The 19441-nt window shown below is 59.7% G+C and carries 15 protein-coding genes; 5 read left to right on the plus strand and 10 right to left on the minus strand.

Annotated features, from left to right (window positions below; translation table 11 throughout):
- The first annotated feature begins 158 nt into the window (after positions 1-158).
- Complete coding sequence (locus ACM6JQ_RS26085) at positions 159-377, plus strand: DUF2970 domain-containing protein (protein WP_007912583.1); 219 nt, start codon at positions 159-161, stop codon at positions 375-377.
- Between the two features lie 5 nt (positions 378-382).
- Here ACM6JQ_RS26085 and ACM6JQ_RS26090 read toward each other — a convergent pair whose 3' ends face one another.
- Entirely contained in the window at positions 383-1456 is a 1074-nt protein-coding gene (locus ACM6JQ_RS26090) for an ABC transporter substrate-binding protein (protein WP_414894925.1), read from the minus strand.
- 525 nt (positions 1457-1981) lie between these two features.
- On the opposite strand from ACM6JQ_RS26090, the gene ACM6JQ_RS26095 reads away from it, so the two are divergent.
- Both ACM6JQ_RS26095 and ACM6JQ_RS26100 read left to right on the plus strand, forming a co-directional pair.
- Positions 1982-3640 carry a nitrite/sulfite reductase gene (locus tag ACM6JQ_RS26095; RefSeq protein WP_007912574.1) on the plus strand — a complete coding sequence of 553 codons (1659 nt, stop codon included), beginning with the start codon at positions 1982-1984 and terminating at the stop codon, positions 3638-3640.
- Entirely contained in the window at positions 3624-4118 is a 495-nt protein-coding gene (locus ACM6JQ_RS26100; protein ID WP_007912572.1) for a DUF934 domain-containing protein, read from the plus strand. The genes ACM6JQ_RS26095 and ACM6JQ_RS26100 overlap by 17 nt, the downstream gene beginning before the upstream one ends.
- 68 nt (positions 4119-4186) lie before the next feature.
- On the opposite strand, the gene sohB is transcribed toward ACM6JQ_RS26100, so the two are convergent.
- On the minus strand, positions 4187-5218 hold the full coding sequence (gene sohB, locus ACM6JQ_RS26105) for a protease SohB (protein WP_007912571.1): 1032 nt from the start codon (positions 5216-5218) through the stop codon (positions 4187-4189).
- 204 nt (positions 5219-5422) lie between these two features.
- Here sohB and ACM6JQ_RS26110 point away from each other — a divergent pair, with 204 nt between their 5' ends.
- Together ACM6JQ_RS26110 and ACM6JQ_RS26115 are read left to right on the plus strand one after the other, a co-directional pair.
- Complete coding sequence (locus ACM6JQ_RS26110) at positions 5423-6133, plus strand: histidine phosphatase family protein (protein ID WP_414894926.1); 711 nt, start codon at positions 5423-5425, stop codon at positions 6131-6133.
- Between the two features lie 50 nt (positions 6134-6183).
- Positions 6184-6501, plus strand: coding sequence for an SCP2 sterol-binding domain-containing protein (locus ACM6JQ_RS26115; RefSeq protein ID WP_095113380.1), 318 nt, complete (start codon positions 6184-6186; stop codon positions 6499-6501).
- A gap of 158 nt (positions 6502-6659) precedes the next feature.
- Here ACM6JQ_RS26115 and ACM6JQ_RS26120 read toward each other — a convergent pair whose 3' ends face one another.
- The 8 genes from ACM6JQ_RS26120 to ACM6JQ_RS26155 form a co-directional block, all read right to left on the minus strand.
- Positions 6660-8234, minus strand: coding sequence for an ABC transporter ATP-binding protein (locus ACM6JQ_RS26120; protein WP_414894927.1), 1575 nt, complete (start codon positions 8232-8234; stop codon positions 6660-6662).
- A gap of 1 nt (position 8235) precedes the next feature.
- Complete coding sequence (locus ACM6JQ_RS26125; protein ID WP_095113382.1) at positions 8236-9258, minus strand: ABC transporter permease; 1023 nt, start codon at positions 9256-9258, stop codon at positions 8236-8238.
- Positions 9258-10322: a microcin C ABC transporter permease YejB gene (locus tag ACM6JQ_RS26130; protein ID WP_095113383.1), complete on the minus strand. Its 1065-nt coding sequence runs from the start codon at positions 10320-10322 to the stop codon at positions 9258-9260. Before ACM6JQ_RS26130 ends, ACM6JQ_RS26125 begins: the two co-directional genes overlap by 1 nt.
- A complete protein-coding gene (locus ACM6JQ_RS26135; protein ID WP_414894928.1) occupies positions 10309-12150 on the minus strand; it encodes an extracellular solute-binding protein in 1842 nt (613 codons plus the stop codon). Before ACM6JQ_RS26135 ends, ACM6JQ_RS26130 begins: the two co-directional genes overlap by 14 nt.
- Positions 12151-12463: 313 nt before the next feature.
- On the minus strand, positions 12464-15118 hold the full coding sequence (locus ACM6JQ_RS26140; protein WP_414894929.1) for a TonB-dependent receptor: 2655 nt from the start codon (positions 15116-15118) through the stop codon (positions 12464-12466).
- Positions 15119-15236: 118 nt separating this feature from the next.
- Positions 15237-15740, minus strand: a complete 504-nt coding sequence (locus ACM6JQ_RS26145; RefSeq protein ID WP_095113386.1) for an RES family NAD+ phosphorylase — start codon at positions 15738-15740, stop codon at positions 15237-15239.
- A complete protein-coding gene (locus ACM6JQ_RS26150) occupies positions 15737-16213 on the minus strand; it encodes an antitoxin Xre/MbcA/ParS toxin-binding domain-containing protein (protein ID WP_007912557.1) in 477 nt (158 codons plus the stop codon). The genes ACM6JQ_RS26145 and ACM6JQ_RS26150 overlap by 4 nt, the downstream gene beginning before the upstream one ends.
- A 270-nt stretch (positions 16214-16483) precedes the next feature.
- Positions 16484-19393 carry a TonB-dependent receptor domain-containing protein gene (locus tag ACM6JQ_RS26155; RefSeq protein ID WP_414894930.1) on the minus strand — a complete coding sequence of 970 codons (2910 nt, stop codon included), beginning with the start codon at positions 19391-19393 and terminating at the stop codon, positions 16484-16486.
- Between the last annotated feature and the right edge of the window lie 48 nt (positions 19394-19441).

Consider the following 19441-nt stretch of genomic DNA (forward strand, 5'->3'; position numbering starts at 1 on the left):
GTAAATGGAGCGACAGCACACCATCTCTGCCCCGCTGTACTGCGATACATAGTTATTGGCGATCGGTATCAGTTGTAACAAGTCATCTGAATCAAAAGACCGAGGCACCGCTGGCGCCTTTGACTATGCTTCAAATGCACGATTTCGAAGGGGGATTTATGGACGATCCAATCGACAACAAACCACCGACCTTCTGGCAGATGCTGCACAGTGTGATGGCGGCGGCGTTCGGGGTGCAGAGCGGCAAGAACCGGGCAAGGGACTTCACCCATGGCAAGCCCAGCCATTTCGTGGTGCTGGGCATTCTGTTCACGGCGGTGTTTGCGTTGACACTATTTGCCATCGTCAAACTGGTGCTGCATTTCGCCGGGGTCTGACGTGATCAGCGCATCAGGGTCTGCAAGGTGAACGGGTAGCGATACGACACCGGTTGCCCCTTGGCCGAGAGCTTGCGGAAATTCACGCCGTAGTTCGGCGACTTGCCCATGGCCAGCATTTGCCGGGCATGCGATTTGTCGATCAATTGCAACAAGGGAATCTGCCGGTCACGGCCGCCGTAGTGATTCAAATCGACGCCCTGCTCAACGTCATGCAACTCGACCAACGCCCAGCCACCCAAGGTGAAATGTCCACCGACCAGTGCGCTCAGGCGCCCGTCAACCAGCGCCTGCAAGGCCGCCGGTGAGGTGTTGACCGCACTGAACAAGGCATTTTTGCCGGCGACTTTGCCGGTCTCGGCGTACGCGCGCATCGCGCCGAAAGCCATTTCATCATTGGCCGACCACACCAGCGACACCTTCGGGTAACGGGCGAACAGCTGTTTGGCCTGCTCATAGGCGCGTTCCTGGTTCCAGCCGCTGTAGACCAATTGCCGCAGACGCATCTGAGGGTGTTCGGCCAGCGCCCGTTGCATGCCACGCTCGCGCAATTGCGCCGAGGGGGTGACTTTCAGCCCGGAGAACGCCAACACTTCAATCGGTTCGGCAGCGGGCGTCGGCGGGTGCAGGCGGATCAGTTCCTTCATCATCAGGTAACCGCCCTCCTCGTCGTTCGGCACCAGACTGCCGATGCGGTCATTCCGTTCGCCGACCAGCGCTTGCTGGTCAGGTGTCAGTGCCGCGTTGACCATAAACAGCTTCACGCCGCTGTTCTCGGCCAGACGCAAAATTTGCGGGGCGACGTATTGTTCGTTGACGAACACCAGGTACTCGGGACGATTCGGCCCCTGCAACGCGACACGCGCCTGAGCCAGGGTCAGTTCGGGCTGGCGTTGGGAGTAGAGAATCTGCAGATCGATGCCCAGATCATGGGCGGCCGCCTGCATGAATTGCGAATAGCTGACCCAGAAGGCTTCCTGCGTCGAACCCGGATTTAAAAACAGCACAGACTCCGCCCGCGCGCCGCTCTGGAAAAGCGCGCCGAACAACAGAAGACTGATGTGGAAAAACTTGAACATGAAGCATCCGGGCCCAAGGAAAAATGGCCGCGCATTATAGCCATCGATCTACCGGCTATTGACGCCTGATCCCGTTTTTTGTCCGACAATTTGTCGGAGGCGAGCCCGGATGGGTCGTTTACTGATGGCTGACCCAGAATACCGCTGTTCCTACTACGAGAATGATCAGGAACAGAATGGCCCACGCATCGACACTGCTGTCGCTTTTTCTTGCCTTGGTCGGATTGCTCATTGCATCGCCTCTTGTCGGTTTTATCGGTGATTGCAGAAAGACTCGACCACAGTTAAGACGATGATTGTCCGCACGACAAATGTGGGTTAGTTGACAGCCATTCTCGTTAGGCGATTTGGTTCTTTACATATACTCAAACATCACTTTTGCGCATAACTGCAAACGGGTATATTGCCCCGGCTCCGTTAGGGAGTGCGCGGCCGTGCGCGCAGAATTGCAGAGGCACAATCGGACTCCAGCAAGCGAAAACGCAGTGCTACTCCGAATGGCCCAAGCCTGAGAACAGGACTTATATGTACGTATACGACGAGTACGATCAGCGGATCATCGAGGACCGCGTCAAGCAGTTCCGTGATCAGACCCGACGCTATCTGGCAGGTGAGCTGAGCGAAGAAGAATTCCGCCCCCTGCGCCTGCAAAATGGCCTGTACATCCAGCGCTTCGCGCCGATGTTGCGTGTGGCGGTGCCTTACGGCCAGCTGACTTCGCGTCAGACGCGCATGATGGCCAAGATTGCCCGCGACTACGACAAGGGCTACGCCCACATCAGTACGCGGCAGAACGTGCAGTTCAACTGGCCGGCGGTGGAAGACATCCCGGACATCCTCGCTGAACTGGCGACCGTGCAGATGCACGCGATCCAGACCAGCGGTAACTGCCTGCGCAACGTCACCACTGACCAGTTCGCCGGTGTCGCTGCCGACGAAGTGATCGACCCGCGCCCATGGTGCGAAATCGTCCGTCAGTGGACTACATTCCACCCGGAATTCGCCTACCTGCCGCGCAAATTCAAGATCGCCGTCAACGGTTCGACCGCTGACCGTGCGGCCATTGAAGTCCACGACATCGGTCTTGAGCCGGTGCACAACGCCGCCGGCGAACTGGGTTTCCGCGTGCTGGTCGGCGGTGGCCTTGGTCGTACGCCAGTCGTTGGCGCGTTCATCAACGAGTTCCTGCCGTGGCAGGACCTGTTGAGCTACCTCGACGCCATCCTGCGTGTCTACAACCGCTACGGCCGTCGCGACAACAAATACAAGGCGCGGATCAAGATCCTCGTCAAGGCACTCACGCCTGAAGTGTTCGCACAGAAAGTCGATGCGGAAATGGAACACCTGCGCGGTGGCCAGACCACACTGACCGACGCTGAACTGCAGCGCGTGGCCAAGCACTTCGTCGACCCGGACTACAAGGCGCTGGACAACCAGACTGCGCAACTGGCCGAGCTGGACAAAGAGCATCCGGGTTTCGCCCGCTGGCGTACCCGCAACACCCTGGCGCACAAAAAGCCGGGTTATGTCGCCGTGACCCTGTCGCTGAAGCCGACCGGCGTTGCCCCGGGCGACATCACTGACAAGCAGCTCGATGCCGTCGCCGATCTGGCCGACCGCTACAGCTTCGGTCAGCTGCGCACCTCGCACGAGCAGAACATCATTCTTGCCGACGTCGAGCAAAGCCAACTGTTCACTCTCTGGGGCGAACTGCGTGAAGGCGGTTTCGCTACGCCGAACATCGGCCTGCTGACCGACATCATCTGCTGCCCTGGCGGTGATTTCTGCTCGCTGGCCAACGCCAAGTCGATCCCGATTGCCGAGTCGATCCAGCGCCGCTTCGACGACCTCGACTACCTGTTCGACATCGGCGAGCTGGACCTGAACATCTCCGGTTGCATGAACGCCTGCGGTCACCACCACGTCGGCCACATCGGCATTCTCGGCGTCGACAAGAAAGGCGAAGAGTTCTACCAGGTCTCCCTCGGCGGCAGCGCCAGCCGTGATGCGAGCCTGGGCAAGATCCTTGGCCCGTCCTTCGCTCAGGAAGCCATGCCGGACGTGATCTCGAAGCTGATCGACGTGTACGTTGAACAACGTACCGAAGACGAGCGCTTCATCGACACCTACCAGCGTATTGGCATCGACCTCTTCAAGGAACGCGTCTATGCAGCGAATCATTAAGAACAACGAGGTCGTCGACGAAACCTGGCACTTGCTGCCCAAGGATTTCAACATCGACGAGATCAGTAACTGCGACGATCTGATCGTTCCGCTGCAACTGTGGCGCGAACACAGCCGCATGCTCAAGGCTCGCGACGGCGGTCTGGGTGTATGGCTGGACGCCGACGAAGAAGCCGAAGAAATCGGTGAAGACGTTGCCGAGTTCCAGGTGATTGCCCTGAACTTCCCGGCGTTCACTGACGGCCGCAACTACTCCAACGCCCGCCTGCTGCGTGACCGTTACGGTTTCAAAGGTGAACTGCGGGCGATTGGCGACGTGCTGCGCGATCAGCTGTTCTACATGCACCGCTGTGGTTTCGACGCCTTTGCCGTGCGTGCGGACAAAGATCCGTACGAAGCCCTGGAAGGTCTCAAGGACTTTTCGGTGACCTACCAGGCTGCCACCGACGAGCCGCTGCCGCTGTTCCGTCGCCGCTAAGTCTTCTGGTTTAGCGCGGACAAAAAAACGCCGGTCATGTGACCGGCGTTTTTTTATGCCTGCTCGATTTACCAGAAACGCTGCTGGGTCAGGCGACTCCACCAGCTCAACAGTACGCGATCAACCGAACCGCTGGCGGCCATGCCAATGCGCTCTTGCAGGCTTTTGCGCTCGGCATAGTGCAGGTGATAGACCTCGGCCTTTTTCGCTCGGTCTGCGAGGTATTCATCGCTGGTTTTGAGTTCATCGACCAGTTGCTTATCCAGCGCCGCGACACCGAGCCAGACTTCACCGGTGGCGACATCGTCGATCGCCAGTTGTGGACGGTAGCGGGCGACGAAGTTCTTGAATAACTGATGAGTGATGTCGAGGTCTTCCTGGAACTTCTCCCGGCCCTTCTCGGTGTTTTCGCCAAATACGGTCAGGGTGCGCTTGTACTCACCGGCGGTGAGGACTTCAAAGTCAATGTCGTGTTTCTTCAGCAAGCGGTTGACGTTGGGCAACTGTGCAACCACACCAATCGAGCCGAGAATCGCGAACGGCGCGCTGATGATCTTCTCGCCGATGCACGCCATCATGTAACCGCCGCTGGCCGCGACCTTGTCGATACACACGGTCAACGGCACGCCGGCTTCACGTATACGCGCCAGTTGCGAGGACGCCAGACCGTAGCTGTGAACCATGCCGCCACCGCTTTCCAGACGCAGAACCACTTCATCTTTGGGTGTGGCGAGGGTCAGCAGTGCAGTGATTTCATGGCGCAGGCTTTCGGTGGCCGAGGCCTTGATGTCGCCGTCAAAATCCAGCACGAACACCCGTGACTTGGTCTCGGGCTTGCTCTTCTTCTTTTTCTCGCTTTTCTCCGATTTGGCCTCGCCCTTGCGCAGGGCCTTGAGCTGATCCTTGTCGAGCAAGGTCTGCTCCAGGCGTTCGCGCAGGCCCTTGTAGAAATCATTGAGTTTGCTGACCTGCAACTGACCGGCCGATTTGCGCCGGCCCTTGCTGCGCAATGCAGCAAAACTGGCCAGCACCACCAGAATGGCGATCACCAGGGTGACGGTCTTGGCCAGGAAGCTGGCGTATTCGGTGAAAAACTCCACAGAGACTCCTTAAACGATGCGCGGATTTCAGACACACGCGGGATGGCTCCAGCATACCCATGCGCCGGCTTGTCGGCCAGCCGTGAAACCTCTGGCAACACCCCTGTAACGGGCATTTCAAACAAGCGTATGTTTTTTCATTGACAGCTACCCGTCATCCTCATAACCTCGCCACAACCTTCAACGTACCGGGATGACGCGGACGTGGGCAGCATCTACTTGATTCGACATGGCCAGGCCTCCTTTGGTGCAGACGACTATGACGTCCTCTCGCCGACCGGTGTGCACCAGGCAGAAATCCTCGGTCAGCACCTCGCTGAACTGGGTATCAGCTTCGATCGCTGCCTTGCCGGCGACCTGCGTCGTCAGCAGCACACGGCCACCAGCGCGCTGGCGCAATTCACCGCCAAAGGTTTGCCGGTGCCGACGCTGGAAACCGATTCCGCTTTCAACGAATTCGATGCCGACGCGGTCATCCGCGCGCTGCTCCCGGACATGCTGGCGGACGAGCCGGAAGCGCTCGACATCTTGCGCAACGCCGCGCAAAACCGTGGCGAATTCCAACGCATTTTCGCCCTGATCATCGAGCGCTGGCTGGCCGGCACTTATGACACACCGGGGCTGGAAAGCTGGCTGGGGTTCGTCGAACGCGTTCAGGCCGGGCTGCAGCGGATTCTTGATCTGGCCGATAAAAACCAGAAAATCGCCGTGTTCACCTCCGGCGGCACCATCACCGCCCTGCTCCACCTCATTACGCAAATGCCGGCTAAACAGGCTTTTGAATTGAACTGGCAAATCGTCAACACCTCGCTCAACCTGCTGAAGTTCCGCGGTCGCGAGGTGGCTTTGGCCGCCTTCAACAGTCATGCACATCTGCAGTTGTTGAAGGCTCCGGAACTCATCACTTTTCGCTGAGTCCGGTTAACTGTGAACCTTGCTGTAATCAACCTCATAAGGATCGAACCATGACCTCCGTAGCCGATGCCGTAAAAGCAATGCAAGCCAAGTTCAACCCAGCCGCTGCTGTCGGTCTGGATCTGGTCTTCGGTTTCAACATCACTGACGAAGACAAGCAGTACTCGCTGATCGTCAAAGACGGCACCTGCGACATCCAGGAAGGCGAAAACCCGGACGCCAACTGCACGCTGGTGCTGGACAGCGAAACCCTGAAAGGTATCGTCAGCGGCGAAACCGACGGCATGCAGGCTTTCATGGGCGGCAAGCTGCGCGTTGAAGGCGACATGATGCTGTCGATGAAACTGTCCGAGCTGTTCCCGTCGTAATAACGCGTTCAGTGACACAAGAATCCCGCCCCCTGTGGCGGGATTTTTGCGTTTCGGCCTTGTAGGAGCTGCGGCACGCTGCGATCTTTTGACCCTGTTTTTTTAGAAAGCAAAGTCAAAAGATCGCAGCCTCGTTTCACTCGACAGCTCCTACAGGGTTACCCGGTGAACGAAGCGGCCAGTAGCTCCCGGGTATACGGATGCCGCGCCGCATGAAACAGCGTACTCGTCTCGCCACGCTCCACCACTTCACCGTCCTTCATCACAATCAAGTCATGGGCCAACGCGCGCACCACCGCCAGATCGTGGCTGATGAACAGATAGGTCAAGCCGTGCTCCGCCTGCAAACGCCGCAACAACGCGACGATCTGCTTTTGCACCGTGCGATCCAGTGCCGACGTCGGTTCATCCAGCAGGATCAAGTCGGGCTTGAGCACCAGCGCCCGGGCAATGGCGATGCGTTGCCGCTGACCACCGGAAAACTCGTGGGGATAGCGATGGCGGGTAGCCGGATCGAGACCGACTTCATGCAACACTTCAATCACTGCCCTCTCACGCTCGCTGGCGTTCAAATCGCTGTGCACCTGTAAACCTTCAGCGATGATCTGCTCCACGCACAGGCGTGGGCTGAGGCTGCCGAACGGATCCTGAAACACCACTTGCAGACGTTTGCGCAGCGGTCTGAGTTGCTTGCCGCTCAAGTGCTCCAGCGCCTCGCCCTGAAAGCGGATGCTGCCCTGGGCATCGAGCAAACGCAGAATGGCCTGGCCCAGTGTCGACTTGCCTGAACCGGATTCGCCGACAATCCCCAAAGTCTTGCCGCGCTGAAGATGCAAATCAATGCCGTTGACCGCGTGCAACCAAGACTTCGCCCGCAGCCATCCACCGCCCAAACGGAAGCGCACATTGAGATCGCGCACCTCCAGCAAATCCTCGGCGGGCTCACGGCACAATGCCTCACCACCCGGCTCGGCATTGAGCAACTCAATGCTGTAAGGATGCTGCGGCGCGCTGAACAACTGTTCACAGGGCGCCTGTTCGACAATCACCCCGCCACGCATGACCGCCACCCGCTGAGCGATATTGCGCACCAGATTCAGATCATGACTGATGATCAACAGCGCCATGCCCAGGCGCTCCTGCAGTTCTTTGAGCAACAGCAGAATCTTGCGTTGCACGGTCACGTCCAGCGCGGTGGTCGGCTCGTCGGCAATCAACAACTGCGGCTCGCAAGCCAGCGCCATGGCAATCATCACCCGTTGGCGCTGACCGCCCGAGAGTTGATGCGGATAGGCCTTGAGCCGCTCGCGCGGGCGCTGAATACCCACGAGTTCGAGCAACTGCACAATTCGCTGACGTGCAGCCGCTCCAGCCAACCCCTTGTGCAGCGCAAGGCTTTCACCCAGTTGCCGCTCAATCGTGTGCAAAGGGTTCAGCGAGCTCATCGGCTCCTGAAAAATCATTGCGATGCGGTTGCCACGCAATTGCCGCAAGTAGCGCTCATGCACGCCCAGCAGTTCCGTGCCGTCATAGCGGATGCTGCCGTCGATCCGGGTGATGGCCGGGTCAAGCAATTGCAGAATGCTGTGCGCCGTGACGGATTTGCCCGAACCGGATTCGCCGACCAGTGCCAGGCACTCGCCGGGGCGGATATCGAGGTCGATGCCGTGCACCACAGACTGGCCATTGAAGGCGACGCGCAGGTCACGAATTTCAATCAAGTGTTCAGGCATCTCAAGTCCTCGGATCAAACGCATCGCGGCAGGCTTCGCCGATGAATACCAGCAGCGAGAGGATCAGCGCCAACGCAAAGAACGCGGTGAAACCCAGCCACGGTGCTTGCAGATTGCTCTTGCCCTGGCCGATCAACTCGCCCAGCGAAGCGCTGCCCGCCGGCATGCCGAAACCGAGAAAATCCAGTGCTGACAAGGTTGCGATTGCCCCAGTGAGGATGAACGGCAGATAAGTCAGCGTTGCGCTCATGGCATTGGGCAGGATGTGCCGAACGATCACTTGCGCATCACCTACACCCAGCGCCCGCGCCGCTTTCACGTACTCCAGACCGCGACTGCGCAGGAATTCGGCCCGCACCACATCGACCAGGCTCAACCAGGAAAACAGCGCCATGATCCCCAGCAGCCACCAGAAATTCGGCTCGACAAACCCGGACAGAATGATCAGCAGGTACAACACCGGCAGCCCCGACCAGACCTCCAGCAAGCGCTGACCGATCAGGTCGACCCAGCCGCCGTAGTAACCCTGCAAGGCCCCCGCGGCGATGCCGATCAGCGCACTCGCCGCCGTCAGCGCCAAGGCAAACAGCAGCGACACGCGGGTGCCAAATATCACCCGTGCCAGCACGTCGCGCGCCTGATCATCGGTGCCCAGCCAATTGTCGCCGCTGGGTGGACTCGGCGCCGGCTCCGTCAGGTCGTAATTGACCGTGTCGAACGCGAACGGAATCGGCGCAAACCACATTCGCCCGCCCTGCCCCTCGATCAATTGCCGCACCTGAGCACTGCGATAGTCCGGTTGAAACGGCAACTCACCGGCGAAGTCCTGCTCGGTGTAGCGCTTGAACGCCGGGAAATACCAGTCGCCCTGATACGTCACCAGCAGCGGTTTGTCATTGGCCACCAGTTCACCGCCAAGGCTCAGGCCGAACAACGCGAGAAACAGCCACAACGACCACCAACCACGGCGATGCGTCTTGAAGCGCGCCCAGCGGCGCTGGCCGATCGGAGATAACGTCAACATCAGGCAACCCTCGCGGTGAAGTCGATGCGCGGGTCGACCAGCGTGTAGCAAAGGTCGCCGAGCAGTTTTATCAGCAGGCCGAACAGGGTGAAGATGAACAGCGAACCGAACACCACCGGATAGTCGCGCGCCACCGCCGCTTCGTAACTGAGACGGCCGAGACCATCGAGGGAAAAGATCACTTCGATCAACAGCGAGCCGCCGAAGAACACCGTCACCAAGGCTTGCGGCAAACCGGCGACGACCAGCAGCATCGCATTGCGAAACACGTGCCCGTACAAAACCTGTTTTTCACTCAGTCCCTTGGCACGCGCTGTGACCACGTACAGTCGTGAGATCTCATTGAGAAAGCTGTTCTTGGTCAGAATGGTCAACGTGGCGAACCCCCCAATGACCAAGGCAATCACCGGCAACACCAAGTGCCAGAAATAGTCGGCCACCTTGGCCCATGGCGACAGTTCGGCGAAGTTGTCCGAGACCAGCCCGCGTACCGGAAACCAGTCCAGCGCCGTGCCGCCGGCAAACACCACGATCAGCAGCAGCGCGAAGAGAAATCCGGGCAGCGCATAACCGATGATGATTGCCACACTGCTCCAGACATCGAACGCCGAGCCGTTGTGCACGGCTTTGCGAATGCCCAACGGAATCGACACCAGATAGGTGATCAGCGTCGCCCACACGCCCAACGACAAGGTCACCGGCAGTTTCTGCCAGATCAGTTGCGTGACGCTGGCACCGCGAAAGAAACTCTGGCCGAAATCCAGTCGCGCATAGCTTTTGAGCATCAGCCACAAACGCTCGCTGGCCGGTTTATCGAAGCCGTACTGACGCTCGATATCGGCCAGCAGTTTCGGGTCCAGCCCTCGGGTGGCGCGAGACTCGCCACCGACGGTTTCGACATGGCTGGAACCCACCGCCGCGCCGACGCCAATTCCCTGCAAGCGCGCGATGGCCTGTTCCACCGGGCCACCGGGCGCGGCTTGGACGATAACGAAGTTGACCAGCAGGATCGCGAACAAGGTCGGCACGATCAGCAGCAGACGCCGCAGGCTATAACCCCACATGGCTGTACTCCTTGTGCATCTCGCTTGTGGTCAGTGCAGTCGAGCTGATTTCCCACCAGGTGTCGAGGCCGGCGTCGTACAGCGGCGCAATCGCCGGTCGGCCGAAGCGGTTCCACCACACCGTGGAAATCCCCGGCGGGTAATAGTTGGGCACCCAGTAATAGCCCCACTGCAACACCCGATCCAACGCATGAGCATGGCGCAGCAGACTCTCGCGATTGTCGGCCCGCACCAGCCCTTCGAGCAGGGCATCGATGGCTGGATCGCGCAGCACCATGTAATTGTTCGAGCCAGGATCAGCGGCGCCATCTGAGCCGAAGTAATTGAACATCTCGCGCCCCGGCGCCTGACTCACCGGGTAACCGGCGACGATCATGTCGTAGTCGCGATTGCGCACGCGGTTGGTGTATTGCGCGGTGTCGACCTGACGGATATCGAAGCCGATGCCGATCTGCGCGAGGTTGCGTTTGAACGGTAACAACAGTCGTTCGAAACCTTTCTGGCCATTGAGAAACGTGAAGTGCAGCGGCTCGCCATTGGCGTTCACCAATTGATCGCCACGGGGTTTCCAGCCAGCGGCTTCGAGCAATTTCAAAGCCTGCAACTGTTCGGCGCGGACGTTGCCGCTGCCATCGGTTTTCGGTGCTTCAAACACCGTGGTGAACACTTCATCGGGAATCTGTCCGCGCAACGGCTCAAGAATCTTCAACTCTTCGGCATCCGGCAATGCCGTGGCCGCCAGTGCGCTGTGGGAGAAGAAGCTGCGCTGACGCAGGTACATGCCGCGCATCATCTGTCGGTTGGTCCACTCGAAATCCCAGAGCATGGCGATCGCCTGACGCACGCGACGATCCTGAAACGGCGGTTTCTGCAGGTTGAACACAAAGCCCTGCGCGCCTTGCGCAGCACCGGGTGCAAGATGTTCGCGGAGTAATTTGCCTTGCTCCAGTGCGACCCCCGCGTAACCGATGGTGAAACTGGTGGCGGAGAATTCGCGGTTGTAATCAAAGCCACCGGCCTTGAGCACCTGCCGTGACACGTCGGTGTCGGCGAAGAACTCCACGCTCAATTGATCGAAGTTGTACAAACCGCGCGTGATCGGCAGATCCTTCGCCCACCAGTCCTGCACCCGCTGGAATTTCACGCTGCGTCCGGCATCCACCGCGCTGAGGCGATACGGACCGCTGCCGGGCGGGATCTCGAAACCACCACCCTCGGCGAAATCGCGGGTCCGCCACCAATGTTCGGGCAGCACCGGCAGTGTCGCCAGATCCAGCGGCAAGGTGCGGCTGTCGTTGTTCTTGAAGAGGAAGCGCACTTGCGTCGGCGACTCCACGACGACTTCAGCGACATCGCGAAACTGCTGGCGGTATTTGAGGCTGCCCTGGGTGGTGAACAGGTTGAAGGTGTAGCGCACGTCTTCGGCGGTGATCGGCGTGCCGTCGTCGAAACGCGCCTTCGGGTTCAGGTAGAAGCGTATCCAGCGGCGATCCGGATCCAGCTCCATCTGCTGCGCCACCAGACCGTAGACGCTGTAGGGCTCATCCTTGCTGCGATAGGCCAGCGGTGCGTAGAGCCAGCCATCGATGTCGGCCACGCCAGTGCCTTTGTCGGTATAGGGAATCAGGTGATCGAACGGGCCGCTTTCCAGCGAAGAACGGCGCAGGCTGCCGCCCTTCGGTGCATCGGGGTTGGCGTAAGCCAGGTGCTGAAAGTCGGGGGCGTATTTGGCGGGTTCGCCGTAGACCGTTAACGCGGGTTGCGGTGCGGCCCAACTGAACGGCGTTAAAAGCGCACATGCGCTGAATAAAATGAGCCTGGAGAACATGGGCAGATCCTTTTACACGGTGCTGCTACTGGCCTCATCGCTGGCAACCACCTCCCACAGGGTCTGTGGTGTTCACAAATCCCATGTGGGAGCTGGCTTGCCAGCGATGAGGCCAGAACAGCCAATACACCTTCTGCCTACCTGTGATGTGCAACAGGCCGGCGATTTTTATAGGGCGGGCTTTAGATCAATAGGTGACTAAAATCCGCACCAACTGCTAAAGCCCGTTCTGTAGGAGCTGCCGAAGGCTGCGATCTATCGCCATTGGAAGATCAACAGATCGCAGTCTTCGGCAGCTCCTACAGGGCTGGTTTCAGAACTTGTAACTGACCCGCGTGTACAGCGTCCGCCCAAACGGATCGCCGTATTTCGGGTCGTAGCCGCTCTGGAACGTGTACGTCTGGTTGCTGAACGGTGGTTCGCGGTCGAACAGGTTTTTCGCGCCGAGGGTCACGCTCAGGGTCTTGCGCCAGGTGTAGGTGCCGGCCAGATCCCAGACGTTGTACGAGCCGACGTAGTCGTGGGTGTCGCGGTCGGAGTCGTGGTAACCGCTGGTGTAGCGGTTGGTCAGTGCGGCGCCGAACGGGCCGTAATTCCAGCTGCCGGTCAGGCTGTGCCGCCAGCGCGCCACGGCGCCCGCCGAAGCAAAGTCGCCGCCACGGAAATCGCCCAGTTTGTCGATGTAGTCGCCCTTGAGCTGTTGCTGATAGTCATAGCGAGTGACGTAAGTGCCTTGCAGGCCGATGCCGAAATTGCCGTACGGGGTGCTCGGCAGACGGTAATCGAAGCTGACGTCGACGCCGTTGGTCTTGATCTTGCCGAGGTTGGCCAGGCCGGTGACGATGTGATCGATGGAGCCGTCCGGCTTGCGGATCAGGCGATCCGGGTACAGCTCAGGATTGTCGAACACCGCCGACTCGGGGAATTCGGCAATCTGGTTGGCGATGTCGATCCACCAGAAATCCAGCCCGGCGCTCAGGCGCTCGAACGGTTGATAGACGAACCCGAGGGTAACGTTGCGCGCGGTTTCCGGGCTCAGGTCGGTATTGCCGCCACTGGTGCGATTGAACTGCTGCGCGCAATCACGGTTGGCGATACCGCCATTGCTCGGATTGCCGCCAGCGCACAAGCGCGGATCGTTGTAGTTGGCGTTGGTAAAACTGGTGAAGGTCGGGTTGTACAACTCATACAACGAGGGCGCGCGGAACCCTTCGCTGTAGGCACCGCGCACCACCAGTTCCTTGAACGGCTGGAAGCGGAACGAATACTTCGGATTGGTGGTGCTGCCGAAGTCGCTGTACTTGTCGTGACGCACGGCGGCGGACAGTTCCAGGCTGTCGAGCACCGGTACGTTGACCTCGGCGTACTCGGCCGAGACGCTGCGATCCCCGGCCACGCTGCCATTGGGATCGACACCGAGGCTTTGCACGTCGCCGGCAAACTGCGCGAAATCCTGATGGAAATCTTCCTTGCGGTATTCGCCGCCCAACGCCAGTGCCGAAGGGCCGGCACCGAACCAGTCGCCGATTTCACGGCTGATGCGCCCGTCGATAGCCTTCACCCGCCCGACCGCCGTGGCGTAATCGCCGTCCACCGCGTTGGCCGCCAACAGCGCCGAGCCGGCAGCCGTCTGCGGGCCGAACGGATTGATCACACCGTTGGCAATACCGGCACTGACGGCGCGGTCGTTGACGTAACCGTCCTGAATACTGTTGACCACTTTGTTCTGGTTGTACGAGGCACCGAGGTTGTAATCCCAACCGACCAGCGTGCCGTCGAAACTCAGCAGCAAGCGCTGACTGGTGTTGTCGTCTTCGTGCTGGCGCGCGCCGACGGCGGTTTCGCGCCAGTTCACGTCGACCGGTTGCGTCGGGTCGAGGGCAAAGCCGTTCGGCCCCGGCGTGATGCCGTTACCCGGATAGAACGTCGTACCGGGGTTGACCTGATTACCCATCAAGGTGCCGGGGCCGATTTGCGTGCGGTTTTCGTTTTGCGCCCAGAAGTATTCGAGGCTGACGTTGTGATCGTCGGACAGCTTGCCGGTGGCTTTGGCGAAGGCCGAGGTCTTCTCCGTTTCCGGCACCAGATCGAGGTAGTTCCACAGGCTCTGCCGGCAGATGCCGTTGCGCGCCAGCAACCCCGGTGCGTTGCAGCCGGAGCCGGCCAAGGGGTTGGTGGCGTTACTGCCCTGACTCCAGTTGGCCGGCGATGCGGTGCCGGAGGTGTAGTCGAGTCCACGGTTCGGCTGATAGTTGTAGGTGTAGCCGCGATCCTCAGCAGCCAGACGTTGCTGCTTGTCGTAGCTGACCACGCCGAACACGTTGAAGCGATCATCCTGCAAATCACCGAAGCCCCAGCTGCCGCTGAAGTTGCGGCTTTCACCGCCACCGGAGTGCGTCGGTGTGTCGTAGTTAGTGCTGATCTGCCCTTCGGTGAGGCTGGTCTTGGTGATGAAGTTGATCACTCCGCCAATCGCATCAGTGCCGTACAACGCCGAGGCACCATCGCGCAGCACTTCCACGCGGTCAATGGCGGCAAACGGAATGGTGTTGAGGTCAACACCCGAGCCATTGATCGCGTTGGTCGCGTTGTTGCTCAGGCGGCGACCGTTGAGCAGCACCAGCGTCTTGTTCGGGCCGATGCCACGCAAGTCTGCATAGGACGCGCCGCCACTGCTCGAGCCCACCGAACGTCCGGAGCCAACCGAAGACTGGTTGGCGGAAATGCGGCTGACCAGTTCCTCGGTGGTGGTGACGCCCTGCTCGCGCAGCTCTTCGACGCGCAGGATGGTGACCGGTACCGCTGTTTCTGCATCGACCCGGCGAATTGCCGTCCCCGTGACTTCGACACGCTGCAGTTGAGTGGTCGGTTCGGTTGCCGCGCTATCAGCGGCGATGGCCGGCAGCGTGTTGATTGCCAGCAGCAAGGCCAGGCTCAAAGGTGATTTGACGGGTGAAAACTGAATCATGAACAGCCATCCCTGCGTTTTGGTTTATGCAGGGATGTGCGATGACGAATCAGGATTTATAGAGGACGGTTTAGACCGTTGGGTGATGAGGTTATGCAAAAAATGCCATGCCTCAGTATCAAGCCAATGCCACTTCCTTCAACAAGCGGGTATCCAGCCCGAAACGCTCCTGAGAGATCATCTTGAACTGCCCCTCTGCCAGATCGCAACTCACCAGCAAATTCCACGAATGCCGGGTTGCCGCTGATGGGATCAGTACAAATGGATGCTCAGCCAGCAAAGCGTCGGCAAACCGCTGTTGATTGGGTGAAGGCGGTGCTGGACTCAGCCAGTAAGGATTCGGCACCTCTTCCGGCTGTACGATTCTGACCCTTGCGTCGCTGATAACTTCAAAGCAGGTCAGTACATAAGGCTCCTTGTCCAGCACATCAAAACTGCGATTAGCGGCCACCTCCAGAATGGCAGAGGACGGATCGACTGAGGCGTAAACGACACGCCGGCCGGGTGCATTCCACCGTCCTCCGTTCACCTCTGAACCAATCCCGCTGTCCCACGTACATCGGTATACCTCGGGATCCAGTCGCCACGCATACCAACGTTCATCCCAGGGCAAGGGATTCATGGAGTAACCCCGTAAATGAGCCGACCCAAATGTTGCTCCACCCTCTGGAAACCCAGTGGGTGTCGGGTCAACTCCAACGGCACGTGGCCGTTCAGGTAAGGGGTGGGCTTCTGCATCCACTCCTCCGCCCGTGGCTGTCCCCCGAATGCCCGAATGGCCATTTCCAGCACCAATGCGTATTGGTAGGCGACGACACTCTGCTGCGGGTCAAGCCGTACCGGATTGCCCTCCTTCAGGAGACGGCGCACGGTTCTGACAGATTTGCCGGTGATACGCTTGACCATGTCGCCTTGCAGATATAGCTCGGAGGTTGAAAGCATGTTGACGACGTCGCTCAATTCAAAGCCTTGGTCAGTCAGGTGGACGATCAGCAAGGCATCGTCGTCTATGTTCTGGCCGTTCACGAGCAACTCGACAGGTTTTCCGTCGGCCTTTTTCAGCCCCGTGAGCCGAGGTGTTTGTACTGTGGGCATCGCGACATCCTCCATAGGGCACCTGGCGCGATCATCGCGCCAAAAATACCGATGAGAATAAGCAGGCGTTTCATGCTCGATGTGAGGGGTACGCATAATCGATCCTTTATCTGGGAGCCTGAGCGTTCAAGCCGCTCAGCGACTTCAATGTCAGGTCCGATGCTATAGGTCGCGCTTCCGACGACCAACCTGAAAAAGTCGTCGGAAATATCCCCTGCTTGCCGCAAAAATCGCCAATTTCCGTAGGACGTAAACGCGAAATTCCAGCCATCAGCCGCCGAAGTGATAACTCACATCGAGCCACCATTGCCGTCCGTACGGGTCATAGTTGCCAGTCGGGTAGTACGGCCACCCCGCCGAGTCGTCGTGTTTAACCTGATTAAGCACGTTGTTCACGGTCAGGCCGACACTCGCCCGATCATTGAGTTTGTAACGCGCGCTGGCGTTGAACACTGTCCACGGCGACAGGCGCCCGTCCCCCGCACCGTTGGTGACCGAACCGTAACGAATGCCCATCAGCGTCGCCGTGGCTTTCTGATAATCCCAGGTCAGGCTGGCGTTGACCTTGCTGCGCCAGTCGTAGTTGGTGCGTGAGGTGCGCCAGTCTTGTGTCGGCGCCTCTCCCGATTCCTTGTAGTAATGCGACAGCACCAGGGTGTAGCCCAGCGCCGAACTGAACGCACCGTACTGCCCGGCGCCCCAGCGGATGTTGCTTTTGAAGTCCAGACCACTGACCCGCTCGCTCGCGGCGTTGATCGCGTTGACCCGCACGCGATTCAGCTGGTTCGGATCGACCGCCGCATTGCCGGCGTTGCGATCGATGCGCGCCAGCGTCGATTGGCAATTGGCCGAGTTGATGTCCTGAGTGCCATTGCGGCACTCGTTCTCTTGTTGCAGCAAGCGGTTTTCATCGACGGTGGTCAGCAGATCGTCGATCTCCACGCGCCAGAAATCCGTGGAGAAATCGAAATTGCGCGACGGTGACCAGACAAATCCGTAGGTCCATGATTTACCGCGTTCCGACTCCAGGTTCGCCGTGCCGCTTTGGGTGTAGTCGACCCGCCCACGATCACAGGCGCCCTCCACGCCCTGGCTGCAACCGTAGTAATCGATTTGCGCCGGGTAGTAGCCGTTGCTGTCGGACTGATAGATGTAGTTCAGGTCCGGCGCACGGAAACTGGTGCCGTAACTGCCGCGCAGCAACAGGCTGGTCACCGGGCGCCATTCCAGCCCGAGGTTGTAGGTTTTCTGCTGCTCGGTGCGGCCACTGAACTTGTATTGATCCCAGCGCCCGGCGGCAGTCGCCAGAATCGTGTCGGTGACCGGAATGCTGAACTCGCCGCCCGCCGCATAACGCTTGCGCGAGCCCCCGGAACTTTGCTGTGGGCTTACGCCGTAGAACGTGCCGTCGTTGAGGCCGTCATCCGGATCGACACGGTATTCCTGCTTGCCCGCCTCCAGCACCCCGGCGAAGCCCACCGGACCGGCCGGCAGATCGAACAGATCACCGTTGACCGAAGCGTTGTAGCTGGTCGATACCGACTTGCTGCTCTGGGTCAGGTTGCCGCGAAACTGCTGCCACTCCTGTGGCGTCAGTGGCCGGTCGAGCCGCGAGGCGTCCGGGGCGAACACCGGATAACCGCCGCTCACACCCAACTGCGGACCGAGGTAGAAATCCTGAATCGATGCCAGCGGCGTGTAGCGAGTGGTTCTGACGCTGCGATACTCCGAGCGATTGGCCGCCAGATCGTAACTCCAGCCGGTGTCGGCGATCTTGTCCGAGAGGCCGAGGGTGCCGGTCCACGAGGTATCGCGCCACTTGCTGTTATTGCTGGTGCGTCCGCCGATCTCTTCCTCACCGAAGCGGCGATACCAGCGTTCCAGATTGCCGCTGTTCTGGTTGATGAAGTCCGGCGAGGTGAAGGTCGGCCCGCGTGTGTTGTTCTGGATATGGTCGAGGCCGTACATCAGGTCGGCGAAGACCTGACCGCTGTCACTGAAATGCCAGGTGCCACGGGTGTAGCCGTCGTAGTTTTCTTTCTGGGTCTGCACGGTCCAGTAATCGTTGTACATCTGGTCGGTACGGCAGCGCCCGCCACTGTTGACCAGTTTGTTGTCGAAGGTGCCCTGATAGGCGCCGCAACCTGGTCCCAGATAGCGACTGTTACTCAGGTCGCGGCGGTAACCGACGTCCGCCAGCGGGCCGTTTTGCATAAAGCCACGGTCATCGGCCCAGATTGGATCGCGGTTAGTCAGCTCCAGGCCAAACAAACCATCGAAGTCGCCCCAACTTCCGCCGCCACTGATCTGCAAACGCTGGTTGTCACCGCCGCCGCGCTCACTGGTGCCGCCCTTGAGATTGACGTCGACGCCGTTGATCTTGTCCTTGAGGATGATGTTGACCACCCCGGCGATCGCGTCCGAGCCGTAAATCGCCGAGGCGCCGCTGCTGAGGATTTCGATGCGTTCGATGACCGCCGACGGAATGTTCGCCAGGTTGGTGAAGTTGACCTTGCCGTCGTATGGCGTCGGGTAATCGGCCACGCGACGGCCATTGATCAACACCAGCGTATGGTTCGGGCCGAGGCCGCGCAGGTTGAGTGCACTGGCCGCCGGTTGCCAGGTATTGCCGTAATCTTCGCCTTGGGTCATGCCGGTGTTTTGCGTTTGCGTGGCCAGGGCGTCGTAGACGTTTTTGTAGCCGCGCGCTTCCATTTCTTCGTGGGTGATGACGTTGACCGGCGTGGCGCCATCGCTTTGCGCGCGGGCAATGCGCGAGCCGGTGACGGTGACTTTTTCCATGCGGTAATCGGCGCTGGTGACCGGTGCCACGGCAGTGACTTTCACCGGCGCATCGGCTGCGCGAACGGTCAGGCCCTGAGCGCTTTGCTCGACTTGCAGGTCGCTGCCGAGCAAGGCTTTTTCTACTGCCTGACGACCGCCCAACGCGCCGCGCACTGCCGCGCTGCGTTTGCCCTGCACCAGCTCCTGACTGAAGGAAATCGGCACACCGCTCTGCCGCGAGATGCCCAGCAGCACTTCGTCGAGCGGTCCGCTAGCGATGTCGAAGGTGAACACCGCCGCAGCAGGTTCCTGAGCGACTGCCGCCAGTGGACTGAGGCCCAGCGCCAAGGCAGCGGCGAGGGTCAATCGAGGTAATTGTTGTTTGAATGAGAACATCGAAGGGTTTCCCTGTTGGAGGCATCTGCAGGGAATGAGCAGCGGGCC

The organism is Pseudomonas sp. IT-232MI5, from assembly GCF_949767845.1.
Classification (GTDB): Bacteria; Pseudomonadota; Gammaproteobacteria; order Pseudomonadales; family Pseudomonadaceae; genus Aquipseudomonas.